Origin of the sequence: Limnothrix sp. PR1529, assembly GCF_002742025.1 — a bacterium.
In the GTDB taxonomy this organism is placed as follows: Bacteria; Cyanobacteriota; Cyanobacteriia; order CACIAM-69d; family CACIAM-69d; genus CACIAM-69d.
The window spans coordinates 93,272-109,377 of record NZ_LIRO01000062.1 but is presented as its reverse complement, the minus strand read 5'-3'; the positions used below and the strand labels follow the sequence as shown (position 1 = coordinate 109,377).

The 16,106-nt window shown below is 54.3% G+C and carries 10 protein-coding genes; 9 read left to right on the top strand and 1 reads right to left on the bottom strand.

Annotated features, from left to right (window positions below; genetic code table 11):
* From AMR42_RS21125 to AMR42_RS09860, 8 genes are all read left to right on the top strand, one after another.
* The coding region (locus AMR42_RS21125; RefSeq protein ID WP_234406930.1) for a hypothetical protein at positions 1-215 on the top strand (215 nt) is incomplete at its 5' end.
* A 252-nt stretch (positions 216-467) separates the two neighbouring features.
* Complete coding sequence (locus AMR42_RS09890) at positions 468-1,955, top strand: DUF2157 domain-containing protein (protein WP_158234433.1); 1,488 nt, start codon at positions 468-470, stop codon at positions 1,953-1,955.
* A gap of 130 nt (positions 1,956-2,085) precedes the next feature.
* Entirely contained in the window at positions 2,086-2,775 is a 690-nt protein-coding gene (locus AMR42_RS09885; protein ID WP_099533275.1) for a GDYXXLXY domain-containing protein, read from the top strand.
* A 216-nt stretch (positions 2,776-2,991) separates the two neighbouring features.
* On the top strand, positions 2,992-3,675 hold the full coding sequence (locus AMR42_RS09880) for a biopolymer transporter ExbD (RefSeq protein WP_099533274.1): 684 nt from the start codon (positions 2,992-2,994) through the stop codon (positions 3,673-3,675).
* A 220-nt stretch (positions 3,676-3,895) separates the two neighbouring features.
* Positions 3,896-4,543, top strand: a complete 648-nt coding sequence (gene hisIE / locus AMR42_RS09875) for a bifunctional phosphoribosyl-AMP cyclohydrolase/phosphoribosyl-ATP diphosphatase HisIE (protein WP_099533290.1) — start codon at positions 3,896-3,898, stop codon at positions 4,541-4,543.
* A 165-nt stretch (positions 4,544-4,708) separates the two neighbouring features.
* Complete coding sequence (locus AMR42_RS09870; protein ID WP_099533289.1) at positions 4,709-5,560, top strand: SDR family oxidoreductase; 852 nt, start codon at positions 4,709-4,711, stop codon at positions 5,558-5,560.
* 116 nt (positions 5,561-5,676) lie between these two features.
* Positions 5,677-8,850, top strand: coding sequence for an ATP-binding protein (locus tag AMR42_RS09865; RefSeq protein ID WP_099533273.1), 3,174 nt, complete (start codon positions 5,677-5,679; stop codon positions 8,848-8,850).
* 465 nt (positions 8,851-9,315) lie between these two features.
* The gene (locus AMR42_RS09860) at positions 9,316-10,632 is read left to right on the top strand and encodes a response regulator (protein WP_099533272.1); all 1,317 of its coding nucleotides are present in this window, start codon (positions 9,316-9,318) and stop codon (positions 10,630-10,632) included.
* A gap of 62 nt (positions 10,633-10,694) precedes the next feature.
* Here the strand turns inward: AMR42_RS09860 and AMR42_RS09855 are convergent, their stop codons facing one another.
* Positions 10,695-11,669, bottom strand: a complete 975-nt coding sequence (locus AMR42_RS09855; protein ID WP_099533271.1) for a hypothetical protein — start codon at positions 11,667-11,669, stop codon at positions 10,695-10,697.
* Between the two features lie 424 nt (positions 11,670-12,093).
* On the opposite strand from AMR42_RS09855, the gene bchH reads away from it, so the two are divergent.
* Entirely contained in the window at positions 12,094-15,981 is a 3,888-nt protein-coding gene (gene bchH, locus AMR42_RS09850) for a magnesium chelatase subunit H (protein WP_099533270.1), read from the top strand.
* Positions 15,982-16,106: the final 125 nt, after the last annotated feature.

The following is a 16,106-nucleotide window of genomic DNA, read 5'->3' as shown; positions in this document are numbered from 1 at the left end:
TGTGTATAAGAGACAGAGATGGGGGAGAACAGCGCGGTGGGGGCCGGTTGGGTGCTGCGTTGTTGTTAATAACAATAACATTTCGTAAAAAATATTTACAATCAGTTGACTTTGAAAATCCTTCGTGTATACCGAACCTGGTCGGTGTAGCTTCCCGATCGCCCCTCAACGAGTTTGGGCATGGATTTGGGACAGGAACTGAAGTCGGCCCGTAGGGCAGGTGGCACAGGGGATGGATCGATCGACCCGAGAAATGCCAGATTGGATGCCATCAGGGCGATCGGGCTGGGAACATTGACCCATCGGGGATTGCCAGCCCTTGAACCCTAAGTTTCATCAACCGTTTGTTGCTAAGAATTGCTAAGAATTGTCCCACTGTCCTCGGTCATGGTTGTTGAATCATGCCCCCCGGACAGGTCGGGAGACTGTCGATCGCGTTGGCCCGCAATTAGGGGAGGATTGACCGCGTGATTACCGAGCGCTTTCGTTATCAGTTGCGCCAGGAGGCCCGCCAGTGGGTGACCGATGGCTTGCTGCAACCGGAACAGTTCGATCGCCTAGCCGATCGCTATCAGTTCCGAACCCTCGATCAGGGGGCCCGCAACCGCTTCGTGACCATCCTGCTGTGTTTGGGAGGGGTGCTGTTGGGGTTAGGGGTGATCACCTTCGTGGCCGCCAACTGGCAGCAATGGCCCCGGGCGTTTCGGGTGGGGGTGTTGTTGAGTGCCCTGTTGGGCGTTCAAGCTTTGGGTTTTTATTTGTGGCGATCGCCCGCTCCTCGGTTGGCTGGGCAACGCCGCTTGGGCCAAGCCCTGCTGTTGTTGGGTGGGCTGCTGTTGGGGGCGAATTTGGCCTTGACGGCTCAGATGTTTCACCAGGGCGGCCCCTTATCAAGCCTCTACTTCATTTGGGGCGGCGGTGTGTTGACCATGGCGATCGGGCTGCGGTTGATGCCTTTGGGGTTGCTGGCGTTGATCCTGACGATCGTGGGCTACTGGTCGGGTCTCTATGACTGGTGGGAGCCGGAACCCAGTTGGCAGCGAGCGTTGGCGGAGCATATGCCCTTGGTGAGTGCCCTGGCTTTTTTGCCCCTGGCCCATGTGACGCGATCGCGCTTTTTGTTTGGCTTGGCTTGGTTGTTCACGTTGGGAACCTTGCAAACCAACTTTTGGTGGAGCTTGATGCACCCTTGGGTTGCCAGTGTGTTGTCTTTGGCGCTGCCCTTCGCTTTGGGTTGGGGATATCGCGATCGACTTTGGCCGGCCGTGCAACGTTGGTGGCTGCGGTTGCCGTTGCCCCGGACGTTGCGCCATTGGCTCGTGCCCGGTGGGGCGATCGACCCAAGGCCACTGAACTTTCAAAACATCACCCAAAATTTGACCATCCTGTGGCTGATGGGCACGTTTTACTTCACCAGCTTCTGGTTTTTCTGGGAAGGTTCCGGTCGCCAAAGTGGTTCCTCCACCGATGGCAATATCTATGACCCAGCGCAATTCGTCCCCTGGCTGGCGGTGGATGTGGCCGTGGTGGCCGTGGCGGCGGTGCTGATGTGGGCGCGGCGGGGTCGCGGCGCGGCCATGGGGGCCGATCAATGGCTCACCGACGCGGTGCTTTGGGCCCTGGTGTTGTCATTGGGGTTGACCTTGGGTTGGCACTACAACGTGGCGGCTCTGCCCAATTTGGGAACATTGCTGGCTAATGTGTGCCTGTTCCTGTTGGGGGTGGGGCTAGTGCGCGAAGGGCTATCGGACGGGCGGCGCTTGGCCTTTTGGAGCGGTCTGTTGCTGTTGGTGCTGGATATTTGGACGCGGATGCTGGAGTACAACACGGATTTGCTGCTGAAGGCGCTGGTGTTTGTGCTCTGTGGTGTTGGGGTAATTGCGGCGGGTTTGTGGTTTGAGCGATCGGTGCAAACGCTGAATGGGTCGAATTCATCCCCCACGGCGCGATCGTGAGCGATCGGAACTTGCGATCGCTGGTGATGCACCCCGATCGCCCTGCCAAATCAGCGCTCATCACAACCCCGCTCCCGTGAATTCCCTGTCATTCCTCAATTCCTTGTCATTTATTTTGGAAGCCTGAACCATGACCCAAGACCTGATTTCCCCGATCGCCCCAGATAGCCCCCCTCCGAAGGCAGCCGGCTGGCGATTTTGGATCCCGATGTTGTTGCAGTTGGGCCTGGCGATCGGGGTTCCAGCTCAATCGGCCATGACCTACTACTGGGGGCGATCTGTGGTGTTGCAAACCCGCCCGGTGGATCCCTACGACTGGATGCGGGGCTATTCCCAAACCCTCAGCTACGACATTAGCCAGGTGAGCGTTTTGGAAAAGCTGCCCGGCTGGGAAACCATCGCCACCGATCGAGATCAAAAACAAAAACCGCGCTTACCCTATGAACGGCGGGAGTTTTACCTGATTTTGCAACAACCGACCAACACCGCCACCGAAGACCCCAATCAACCGCCCGATCGACCCAAGCCCTGGCAACCGGTGGCCATTCGTCCCGATCGCCCGGGCCAACTGCCCGTCAACCAAGTGGCCCTGCGGGGTGAAATCATGGCCGCCATGCCCCGCTACAACCTGGAAACCTATTACATGGACGAATCCAAGCGGGATCAAATCAATGACCAAATCAATGGCGTGAACCGCATGAATTGGGCACGTCCTCGCACGAATCGCCCCTTGCCGTTTGTGGTGGAAATTCGCGTGGGTGCTGATGGGCAGGCCGTGGCCCACAGCCTTTGGATTGAGCAGGATCGCTATCAGTTTTAAAGATGGTTGCGAAGTAGTAGCCTGTAGGGTGGGCAATGCCCACCAACCCATAACTTCATGGCATCTGCGACCTAATGGATCGATTGCGCTAGGTCAAGGCCGTATCAATTTCGATGCCCAGATTTGCAGTGCCGATCGTGCCATTGATTCGCATAATCGAATGAATTTCTGAATCAAGTTCTGAATCAAGTTCTGAATCAAGTTCTGAATCAATTTATGAAAATCAACCTCGACTCGTCCGATCAAGAAATTCGCATTGAGATCGTGCCGCTGATCGATGTGATTTTCTGCATTCTGACCTTTTTTATCCTGGCGGCGATCGGGCTGACGCGCCAACAGGGCATTGGGGTAGACCTGCCCCAAGCCAGCACGGGCCAGCCCCAGATGCGCAAGTTGGCGATGGTGGCCCTCAGCCCCGCCGGTCAGTTGTATTTTCAGCAAGCCCCGGTGACCAAAGAGGCGCTGCTGACCCAACTGCAAGCCTTTAAGCAAGCCCAACCCGACGGGACGATCGTCCTCTATGCCTCCCAGTCGGCTTTCTATAGCGATGTGGTGGCGGTGTTGGACTTGCTGCGATCGGTTGGGGGCGATCGGGTGGCTCTGGCTACCTTGCCCAGCGGCCAAAACCCAGCCCAGCGACCGGCCGACAACTTTGACCCATTCGGCAATCAGCCCCTCGTGCCCAACGATCCGAGTCAGGGGGGCGATTTTGGGAATCCGGGTTTCAATAGCCCTGGCTTTAATAATTCCAATCCCAGCAATTCCAGTCCCAATAATTCCAATCCCAGCAGCCCGAATAACCCCGGCTTGGGCGGCAATGGTTTGAATCAGCCGTATTTGTTACCCAACCAGTCACCGGCTCCGGCGCAACCGGGCGATCGACTACCGATTCAGCCCTAACGGACGGTGCAAGGGTGGGTAGATCATGGGTTGGGTTAATCGAGGCGCTTGATCGGCCCTTGGGTTGGGCGATCGGGCGGAACTCGATCGGCCCCGCAGCGGGGAAGCGATGGAAAGTTGCTATGATTTGTCCTGCCATTTGGCGGCCGGTTGGCGCTGCAACATTGCGCCCGAGGGCCAATGGTTTGCCCAATCCTCACCCCCTCACAGCAGCGATTCTATGGCCACCGATCTTGAAGCTTTGCGCCGTGCCGTTCCAGTCGATCGCATCGCCTACAACGAACAAGGATTAGTCGCGGCGATCGCCCAAGACTACCTGGATGGCACAGTGTTGATGATGGCTTGGATGAATGCGGAATCCTTGCAAAAAACCCTGGAAACTGGCGAGGCTTGGTACTGGAGCCGATCGCGCCAAGAACTGTGGCACAAGGGCGCAACTTCCGGACATATTCAAAAGCTCAAAAGCATTCGCTATGACTGCGATAGCGATGCCCTTTTAATGACCATTGAACAGATTGGGGATGTGGCTTGCCACACGGGGGCCCGCAGTTGTTTCCACCAAGTGGATGGGCAAGTGGTTCCGCCGCCTGCTGATACGTTGTCGCAGGTTTTTCAGGTGATTGAATCGCGCAAGGCCAACCCAAATCCTGAGTCCTATACCTGCAAATTGTTGGCCGGTGGGGATAACAAAATTCTCAAAAAAATTGGTGAAGAAGCGGCCGAAGTGGTGATGGCTTGTAAGGATGATGATCCGGAGTCGATCGCCTCAGAAGTGGCGGATTTGTTTTATCACACCCTGGTGGCGATCGCCCATCATCAGGTGGATTTAAAAGCGGTTTATCGCAAGCTTCAGGAACGACGCGGTTAAAGGCTCACTGCTTTTTGAGTGATTACTTTTTAGGTAATTACTTTGTAAGTAATGGCTTTTTGGGGTGATTACTTTTTAGGTGATTGCTGTTTCGAGCTTGGGATTCATTTCTCGTTGTGAATTTCCTGTTGTGGATTTTTTTGTTGATCTCCCGTGTTTTCCATGATGGACGCTGCAATCAATCGCTCAGGGTCGGAGTCGGTGATGATCTTGGGCTGTGGCTATGTGGGCCGGCCGATGGCGCAATATTGGCGATCGCAAGGATTGACCGTCACCGGCACGACCACCACACCCGATCGCTTGGCGGAGCTGGCGGATTGTTGCGATCGGGCCCTTTGCTTGCGGGGGGACGATGAAGCGGGGTTGCGGTCGGCCCTGGCTGGGCAAACCACGCTGTTGGTTTGTTTGGGGCCCCGGCGATCGGGCATTTATCGGGAAACCTATTTGCACAGCGCCCAAACCCTGGCGCAACTGTTGCCTGAATTGCCCCAACTGCGCCAGGTGATCTACACCAGCAGCTATGGGGTTTATGGCGATCGGGGTGGGGCTTGGGTGGATGAAACCACGCCGCCCCAGCCCACCACGGACAATGGCCAAATCTTGCTGGAAACCGAGCAGGTGTTGTTGGGTGCGGCGCGGGACGGTTTGGCCGTTTGTGTGTTTCGGCTGGGGGGCATTTGTGGGCCCGGTCGCGAGGTGGCGGATATTTTTCGATCGGCCAGTGGCCAAGGGCGGCCGGGCAGTGGCCAAGACTGGAGTAATTGGATCCATTTGGATGACATTGTGGGGGCGATCGCCTTTGCCCGAGCGGCGCGGTTGTCGGGGCTATATAACCTGGTGCATGACGAACCCTTGACCCAAGCGGAATTGCTCGATCGGGCCTTTCGCCGCCGAGGGTGGCCGGGGGTGACTTGGAATCCGGCGGAATCGGCCCAGCGTCCTTACAATGCGCGGGTTTCCAATCAAAAACTCAAAACAGCGGGTTACCAGTTTCGATCGGCCACGATTCCGCTGTAGGGCCCTGATCAGGAGCTGGGCGATCGGGCCGGTTGGTGGCAGTTGGGGGGAGGGGACGGCGATGATGGGGATGGGCCCGCCGCTGGCCCGCTGCCCCCTGACTCGGTATCTTCACTGTGACTGAATCTGGCTCTGCACCTGAATTTGCCCGATCGCCCCGTTGGCCCCTGAGCAAATTAATTGTCCTGGTCACGACCTTGCAAGCGTTGGTGGCCGTGGGGCTAACGGGGCAAGTGGTACTCGTTCAAGGACAACGGGCCGTGGATGCGCTGATGAACCGCCTTGGCTCCGAGGTCGATCGGCAAATTCAAACCTACGTGCATCAATACCTGAGCGAGCCGTTGCGCCTCAATCAGCTCCATGTGCAGGCTTTTGCGGCTGATCAGGTGAAGTTGACAGATTTTTCAGCGCTGGAAACCTATTTCCACGGAAAGTTGCGACTGTTTCCCCTGGTCACCACCACGGAGTTTGGAACAGCGGTTGGTGGCTCCTTGGAAGTTCGGGAATTGCCCAGCAGCACCCTAATTAAACGAAGCGATCGATTGGGATCGGGCTTGCGGCGAACCATCGAGGTCGATCGCCAAGGGCGGCGCGTCCTCAAAGACAGCCAGCTCTATGATGTGCGCAATCGCCCCTGGTTCAAAACGGCCCTTGCCGCCCGCAGACCCCAATGGACTTCGGTGTTTGCCTTTTCGGGAACGGGGGAATTGGGCATTTCAGCGGTGCAACCCCTATACGATCGCACGGGACAACTGGTGGGGGTGTTTGCCTCTGACCTGGCCTTGGAAGGAATCAGCACCTTTTTGCGGGCCCAAAATATCGGCCACAGCGGGGTGGCGGCCATTGTGGAGCGATCGGGCCAGGTGATTGCCACCTCCACCAACGACCCAATCTCCCCGGAAGGAAAACGAATTCGGGCCAAAGACCTCAAAAATTCAATTTTGCAAGCGGCCGTTACCACCATTGAACAGCGCTTTGGCACTTGGGCCGCCATTCCGCCCAACACCCCAACCACCCAACTCACAACCAAATTCATTGGCCCCACCCAACAAACCCGGTTGCTGGTGCAAGTGTCGCCCCTGCGCGATCGCAACGGCTTGGACTGGTTGTTGGTGACGGCGATTCCGGAAGCCGACTTTGCGGAGCCGGTGATGGCCGCGCGTCGAGACATCCTCACCATCATGTTGCTGGCCTTGGCTGTGGCGATCGGGCTGGGGTGGTGGATTGGGCGGCAGGTGTCGCGGCCCTTGGTGAAACTCTGTGCGGCCACCGATGCCGTGGCCGCCAATCAGCTCGATCAGGTGGTGATGACGGAAGGAACCGCCGAAACGGATCAATTGGCCCGGGCCTTCAACACCATGACCCAGCAGTTACGACAGTCCTTTCAGGAGTTGGCCGCCAGCAACCAAGCCCTGGAAGAACGGGTGGCCGAGCGCACAGCCTCCCTGCAAACCAGCGAAGCCCGTCTGCGCAGCATTGCCCAAAATATTCCGGGAGCCATTTTTCAGTTCAGCAATCACGAGGGCCAATGGACGATCGACTACATGAGCGATCGCGTCAGCGAGCTAACGGGATTCAGCGCCGAAGAATTCATGGCTGACCTGGGCCGGTTTATTAGTGCCATCCACCCGGACGATCGGGACGGCTACATCGAATCTGTGAGCCGCGTGGTGGACAACCCCACGGAATGGGCCTATGAGGCTCGGTTGATTCGTCCCGATGGTTCCCTCCGTTGGTGGCAAGGCGCTTCCACCCCCCGGCGCACCGATGACGGCACGGTTGTGTTTAGCGGCGTGTTGTTTGATATCACTGCCCGCAAACAGGCGGAACTGGCCCTGGCGGAAGCCAAGGAAGCGGCGGAAGTGGCCAATTTGGCCAAGAGTGAATTTTTGGCCAACATGAGCCACGAGTTGCGCACCCCCTTGAACGGCATTTTGGGTTATGCCCAGGTGTTGCAGCGATCGAGCAATTTGCACGAAGAGCAACTGGCCAAAATTGGCGTGATTCACCAATGTGGCACTCATCTGCTGACCCTGATCAACGATGTGCTGGATTTGGCCAAAATCGAAGCCCGCAAAATGGAACTGCACCCCACGGAATTTCACTTTCGGGCCTTTCTGCGTGGCGTAACGGAAATGTGCCGTCTGCGAGCGGAACTGAAGGGGTTGCAATTCGCAGAAGAAATCGCCGATGACTTACCGGAAGGCATCCGCACCGATGAAAAGCGTCTCCGCCAAGTGTTGCTTAACTTGCTGGGCAATGCGATCAAGTTCACGGACAGCGGCACGGTCACCCTACGTGTGTTGGCCATGGGGGGCGATCGGGTGCAATTTGAAGTACAAGACACGGGCGTTGGCCTAGAAGCAGATCAACTCAGCAGCATTTTTCTGCCCTTTGAGCAGGTGGGCGAGACCAAGCGCCAAACGGAGGGCACGGGTCTGGGGCTGGCGATCTCCCAACAAATTGTGGAGCTGATGGGCGGCCAAATTACCGTCGAGAGCCAACCCCAAGTCGGCAGCAGCTTTCGGTTTGAAGTGTCCTTGCCGGTGGCGGCCGAGTGGAGCCGCCATTCCCGCATGACACAACAGGGGCAAATTGTTGGTATTCAAGGGGATGCGCCCCAAGTGCTGGTGGTGGATGACAAGTGGGAAAACCGGGCCGTGTTGCGGGAGATGCTGGAGCCGATCGGGTTTGTGATTCAGGAAGCGGAAGATGGGGCTGTGGCTTGGCAGTTTTTGGAGCACCATCGCCCGCAGGTGGTGATTACGGATTTGTTAATGCCCAACTTGGATGGCTACACCCTGATTGATCTGATTCGTCGCCATCCTGAGTTGCAGCAATTGCCGATTATTGTGTCCTCTGCCAGCGTTTTTGAGAGCGATCGACAACAAAGCTTGGACGCGGGTGGCAGCGACTTTTTGCCCAAACCGGTGCAAACCCACGAGCTATTGCACCTGCTGCAAAAACACTTGCAATTGGTTTGGGTTTATGAAGCCAGTGCAATCGCCCCGTCACCCTTGGCGCAGTCGGCGGCGGAACCCGACCTGCCCCCGGATGCACTCATTTACCCGATCGACTACCCGATCGACCCCGAGTTGTTGGAGCAGCTCGAAACCCTGGCCCGCAAAGGCAACTTCAACGCCCTGAAGCGCCAAGCCAAAGCCCTGGCAGAACAGGATCCAACCCTTGCTCCCTTTGCCCAACAGCTCAAGAGTTTGGCCCAGGCGTTTAACGATCAGGGGATTTTGGAACTTTTAAGTCAAGCGCCGGGGCGATCAAGCGCGAATTAACGGGGAAGGAAACGTTAGACCAAACAAAAACGGATGATCGGGATCTCCGGTCAATTAATTGGCTGAAAAATTGCTGAAAATAGCTTTTTTCGAGAGAATAGAGACCATCAAAGGTCTTCAATAACTTTCTGAAACTTTCTGAGGATCATGAAGTTGAGCGCAATAATCGTTCAAATCATCAAGCATTTATGATCCCCGGGATCATAATTCATCACAAAAACTGGCAAGACCAGCCATTCAGAATCTTCCCAGGAAAAGTCTTGCTTGTTCTTAATGATTAGTTCATGATTGTTGATGCCTTAACCTGATTTTCAGCACTTTCGATCCAGCGCTTCATGGGCCCAGTCATTTCATTGGCCAAGCAATTGGTCAAGTGATTGGTGATCCTTAAATGGCGATTCTTAAATGGCGATCCTTCAATTCTCCCAGCACCCTTTTTACTGCAAAACCTTCCATCCTTGAGCCATGTCCCTCGATGCCGCTGAAAATCGTCCCACGATTCTGATTGTGGACGATATGCCAGCTAACCTTAGTTTGCTGTCTGATTTATTAGATGATGCGGGGTTTGAAGTTTGGATCGCCCAATCTGGAGAAGTGGCGCTCGATCGGGTCAATTTTGCAACCCCAGATTTGATTTTGCTGGATGTGATGATGCCAGGAATTGACGGGTTTGAAACCTGTCGCCGCTTGAAGGCCAATAGCCAAACATCCGCCATTCCCATCATTTTCATGACCGCCCTCTCGGAAGTGGATGATAAGGTGCGTGGTCTCAATTTAGGGGCTGTGGACTATATCACCAAGCCCTTTCAGCAAGATGAAGTCCTCGCGCGGGTGCGCTTACATTTGCGTTTGCAATCCCTCACCAAAGCCTTAGCCGATCGCAATCAAGAATTGGAAATTCGGGTGGCTGAGCGCACAGCGGCCCTGGAAAAAGCCTTGGCGGATTTGCAAGACACCCACCTTAGTTTGGTGCGGGCAGAAAAACTATCCAGTCTGGGACAGTTGCTATCGGGAGTGGCCCATGAAATTAACAATCCTGTGAATTTTATTCATGGCAATCTGGTTCATGCCTGTAATTATGCAGAAGACTTGATGAATGTCTTGCAGCTCTATCAAATATTCTATCCAGAGCCGCCAGAAGATTTGGCAACCCAAACGCAAGATTTGGACTTGCCTTTTATGATGGAGGATTTTCCAAAAATTTTGGAATCCATGCGTTTGGGAACCGATCGAATCCGCGATTTGGTCGCAAGTTTGCGCAATTTTTCGCGAATGGGCAATCAACAGCTCGCCCCAGCGGACTTGCATGAAGGGTTGGAAAATACCCTCATCATTTTGCGCCATCGATTAAAGTCCAAGGGCAGCCGATCGGAATTTAAAATCATTCGAGATTATGGGGAATTACCCCTCGTTGAATGTTCGATCGGGGAAATGAGCCAGGTTTTCATGAACTTGATTGCTAACGCGATCGATGCCTTGGATGACTTGGACTGGGAGCACATGAGCGGTTTGGAACCGGAAATTAAAATTCAAACCCGATCCCTGAATCAAAAATGGGTGCAAATTATCGTTTCTGATAATGGACCAGGGATTGAACCGGAGGTACAGCAGAAGTTGTTTGAAGCATTTTTCACCACGAAACCCACGGGTATTGGCACAGGATTAGGGCTGGCGATCGCCCGTTCAATCGTGGTCGATCGCCACGGTGGTCGGCTCGATTGTGAATCTCAGATGGGTCACGGCGCTAAGTTCATTCTCGAAATTCCTGTTACTCAGCCCTAACCAGAAACCTCATCAGAAACTTCATCAGAAACTTCATCAGAAACCTAATCAGCGGCCATTGATCAGCGGCCATTGATCAATCGAGATAGGTTCAGGAGCGATCGGGCGATGCGATCGCCCGTTTCTGGATCTTTCCAATAGCCATTGTGAGAAAGCGGATTCCAGCTTTCCCAGACTTCTCCCGCGTTTACGTTCAAATCTTCCTTCACTGCCCGTTGAAAAGCTGAATTAATGGGTCGTAATGGATAGGCAATCACATCATCAGAATCGTAAACATTCACCCATTCGGTGGCTGAGTTCAGTTGAGGATAATGTTCTGTCAGGTGGGGGGCCGGAAACTGAATCGGCAAGCCCCCATCGCGATCACGCAGTGTCCAAAGGGCTAAGGGACTGCCCAAGGTGTAATACAAACTGAGGGTTTCACCCCGTTCCAAGGGGCTATTGCCCACTTGACGCAACACCGATTCTCGGAAGAGCGATTCTGCTTCGGTGTTGTTCCCAAATTCCGCTTGCAAATCCAGAAGATAGTTATAGGAAACGATCGAACCAAGGCTATGGCCAATCACGCAGAGGGGTGCTTTGGGGCCAGCTTTTTGGGCCAGGGTGTGCAAAGTTTGGGCACAAAATCGATGAATGGCGTGATAGGAATGGCGACCGCGCGGACTAACCTGATAGGCAATGGCATCGGAAACAAAGGACACCATAAATTCTCGGATTCGATCCCAATTCATGGCACTTTGGCGCTGGAATCGGGCCCACAAATCCTGTTGGTTTCCTTCCAAAACCGTTGCCCAATACACTGGAGCCATCACGAACCGCTGATGATATTCCTTGTCAGAAATGCCTAGTTTACTGAAGCGATCGATTAGATTATTTTGCAAGCTGCGAATAAATTCCGGTTGGTCAGCTTTGCCGCTGTTGTAGTCAGGATCACCGGCTCCAATGCCATGAACCACGGCGATCGCCACCTTTTGCCAAGCAGCACCGGCAGCATCACTCTCAGGACTTTGGGATGTGGGGAAAAAGTTGGGGATCATGGGTTTCTCCAGTCCAGGTTTCGTAAAAATTTCGTCAAAATAGATAGGCTGGGGTGCAATTGGTCACCGCTGCCGGCCAGGGATCGGAGTCTTTGGGCGATGGCAATTGCGTTTCGATCGAACGACAGAGCCCCAGGGAAACAGCCCAGCGAAAAGTCAGGTGATGCTAGCTTAACAAGTGGCTCCGCCTGGCTCCCAAGGGGCGATCGACCTCAGTTCTGGTCAAGTTCTGGTCAAGTGCCGGTCAAGGGCCGGTTCAGTTTTGATCAAGCTTCGATCGGGTTCCGATCAAGGTCTGGTTGGTTTTCGATCGATTGCCGATCGATTGCTGACCAATTACCGATCAACCGATCAATTGCCGATTAATTACTGATCGATTGCTGATCTCCTGCGTTAAATTCCGCTCGCACTACCCTCCATCACCATGAAGCGCATTGTTCTCATTGCTGGGTTCGAGACTTTTAACGCCGATTTGTACCGAAAAGCTGCCCACCGGGCGATCGAGCGTTGTCCTCAATTGCAAGTGACCACTTTTACCGATCGTGACATTACGGAACAACCCGATCAGGTGGCCGCAGCTTTAGCAGAAGCCGATGTATTTTTTGCCAGCCTAATTTTTGACTATGAGCAGGTGCTTTGGTTGCGCGATCGGGTGCAACATATCCCTATTCGTTTGGTCTTTGAGTCGGCTTTGGAATTAATTTCCCTCACTCAGATTGGGGCGTTTAAAATTGGCGACAAGCCTTCGGGAATGCCAAAGCCTGTGAAGTTTATTCTCAGTAAATTTTCCAGCGGCCGAGAAGAAGATCGACTGGCTGGTTATCTCAGCTTTTTAAAAACCGGGCCCAAGCTGCTGAAATTTGTGCCGATTCAAAAGGTACAAGATCTGCGCAATTGGCTAATTATCTATGGCTATTGGAATGCTGGTGGCTTGGAAAATGTGGCCGCCATGCTCTGGATTTTGGCTGAAAAATATTTGGATCTCTCGATCGGGGAAATTGCCCCACCGATCGAAACGCCCAATATGGGGTTATTGCACCCTGAATATGCGGGCTATTTTTTGAATCCTCAAGATTATTTGAACTGGTATCGTCAACAACGATCGCCCCAGTTGTCGGGGTCTCCAATTAATCAGCCTGATCATCTTGATCATTCGGGGCGATCGACAATGGAAGCCTCCAAAATTGCTCACGATCGTCCGGTAGTAGCCATTTTGCTCTACCGAAAACATGTGGTGACGCAACAGGCTTATATTCCTCAACTGATTCGCCATTTTGAAGCGGCTGGTTTGCTACCTCTGCCCATTTTTATTAATGGCGTGGAAGCCCATGTGATTGTCCGAGATTGGCTGACCACCAGCCATGAACAGCAACAACGGGCCCAGGGCGATCGGGAATTGAAATCCCTGGCGGCTGATGCGGTGTTGGTGGATGCAATTGTTTCCACGATTGGATTTCCGCTGGTGGGCGGCCCTGCTGGTTCCATGGAAGCTGGGCGACAGGTGGCAGTAGCCCAGCGGATTTTGGCGGCTAAAAATGTGCCCTATTTAGTTGCCGCTCCTTTGCTCATTCAAGACCTAAAATCCTGGACAAGGCAGGGAATTGGCGGTCTCCAAAGTGTGGTGCTATATGCCCTGCCGGAGTTGGACGGGGCAATTGATACTGTGCCCTTGGGTGGCTTGGTGGGAGATGATATTTACCTGATTCCGGAGCGTGTTCAACGGTTAACCAGTCGTGTCAAAAACTGGATTCAACTCCGCAAAACTCCACCACGCGATCGCAAATTAGCGATCATTTTATATGGCTTTCCACCGGGGTATGGCGCAACGGGAACAGCGGCCCTGTTGAATGTTCCCCGATCGCTCTTGAAACTGCTGGAGTCTTTGCAAGCTCAAGGCTATGACGTGGGTGAATTGCCCACCGACGGCGAGGCGATTATTCAACAGGTGAAAGCTGCCGATGATCGTTGGTCTTTGGGCCATCCCTCCCGATCGCACCCACACCAGGCTCCCTTGAATGATGGCTGGGTTCCGGCTCAAATCCTTGATCAATGGTTAGGATATCTCGGCAGTTCTCGGATTCAAAAACAGTGGGGTGGTCTCACGGAATCGGGTATTAAAACCTTTGGGGATGAGTTGCACATTGGGGGCGTTTACTTTGGAAACGTTTGGATTGGGGTGCAGCCGCCTTTGGGTTTGCAAGGCGATCCCATGCGCTTGATGTTTGAGCGAGACTTGACCCCCCATCCCCAATATGCCGCATTCTATCAATGGTTGCAGCGGGTTTGGCAACCCCACGCGATCGTCCATTTTGGAATGCATGGAACGGTGGAATGGTTGCCGGGATCTCCCTTGGGTAATACGGGCTATTCTTGGTCAGATATTTTGTTGGGAAATCTGCCCCATTTGTACATCTATGCGGCCAATAATCCTTCGGAGTCGATCTTGGCAAAACGCCGGGGCTATGGGGTGTTAATTTCCCACAATGTGCCTCCCTATGGGCGAGCAGGTTTGTATAAGGAATTGGTGAATCTGCGTGATTTAATTGCGGAATATCGCGAGGATCCGCAGGCGAATACGGCCCTGCGGGATGCGATCGCCCAACGGTTAATTGACACGGGACTCGATCGGGATTGTCCGCTGCCGGAAGCCCAACAATTGGGGGTGGAGTTGAGTGCGGAAACCCTGAAGTTGTTTGGCCCCGATTTGCTCGATCGCTACTTTGCAAGGGTTTATCAATACCTGCAAGAACTAGAACAGCGCCTCTTTTCCAGTGGGTTGCATGTGTTGGGAGCTGCACCCAATGTCGAGCAACTATTGTCCTATTTGGAAGCCTATTTTGAGACGGATTTACCCCGATCGGTCTTAGAAACGATCGCCCAAGGATCCGACCTCGATCGCCCCCTGAATGCCTATCGATACTGGTTCCAGCAGGAATATCCCAATCGATCATTTGAGTTGGATCTCAAGGTCTCAGAACGAATTCAAGAAGCCATTCATTTGCGGGATTTGCTCAACCAAAATACCGATGAGCTAACGAATTTATTACGGGGCTTGAATGGGGAATATATTCCGCCCGCACCGGGGGGAGACCTGTTGCGGGACGGGCCCGGCGCATTGCCCACGGGCCGCAATATTCACGCCCTTGATCCTTACCGAATGCCCTCCCCAGGAGCCTACGAACGGGGCAAGGCGATCGCCCAGCAATTGATTGCCCAACACCAACAGGAACATGATCAGGAACCGAACAGCTATCCCGAAACCATTGCCGTGATGCTTTGGGGTTTGGATGCCATTAAAACCAAGGGCGAATCCTTGGGCATTTTGTTGGAATTAGTGGGCGCAGAACCAATTAAGGAAGGTACGGGCCGAATTGTTCGCTATGAGTTAATTCCGCTGGCTCAATTGGGTCGTCCTCGAATTGATGTGTTGGCTAATTTATCGGGCATTTTTCGAGACAGTTTCGCCAATATTTTGGAACTTTTGGATGATCTGTTTGCGCGGGCGGCGGCGGCCGACGAGCCGATCGAACAAAACTTCATTCGTAAACATGCCCTGGAGCTTCAGACCCAAGGGGTTGAAAATCCCAGTGCTCGGCTCTTCTCAAACCCGGCGGGGGATTTTGGCTCCCTTGTGAACGATCGCGTCAATGATGGGAATTGGGAGTCTGGTGATGAGCTGGCCCAAACCTGGCGATCGCGCAATGCCTTTAGCTACGGTCGGCGCGATCGGGGGCAAGCCCGCCCAGAAGTGCTCGATCGGCTCTTGGCCACCACTGGGCGCATTGTCCAGGAAATCGACTCCGTGGAATATGGCTTGACGGATATCCAGGAGTACTACGCCAACACCGGAGCTTTGAAGCGTGCCGCCGAACAACAGCAACAGCGCTCCGTCACCGCGAGTTTTGTGGAAAGTTTCGGCAAAAACACCCAACCCCGCGACTTAAACAGCCTCTTGCGGTTGGAATATCGCACCAAATTGCTGAATCCCAAGTGGGCCGAAGCCATGGCCGCCCAGGGTTCCGGCGGGGCCTTTGAAATTTCCCAACGGATGACGGCCCTGTTGGGCTGGAGCGGCACTACGGATTTTGCCGATCGCTGGGTCTATGACGGAGCCGCCGAAACCTACGCCCTCGATCGAGCCATGGCCGATCGCCTGCGCCGCGCCAATCCGGAAGCCTTCCGCAACATTGTTGGTCGTTTGCTGGAAGCCAATGGCCGTGGATTTTGGGCCGCCGATGAGGCTGTGGTCGGCCAACTACAAGCCCTCTACGACGAAACCGACGCGGCCTTGGAGGGGGTAACCAATCCGTAAGCCGCTCAATATCAGCCACTCAATTGGCCACTCAATTTAAATGCCCCCAGCCGGAACCCCCGTTCAACCAGGGCCGCGATCGCGCGATCGGGAACGACAACGCCGCCGTCAGCGTCCCCAGCCCT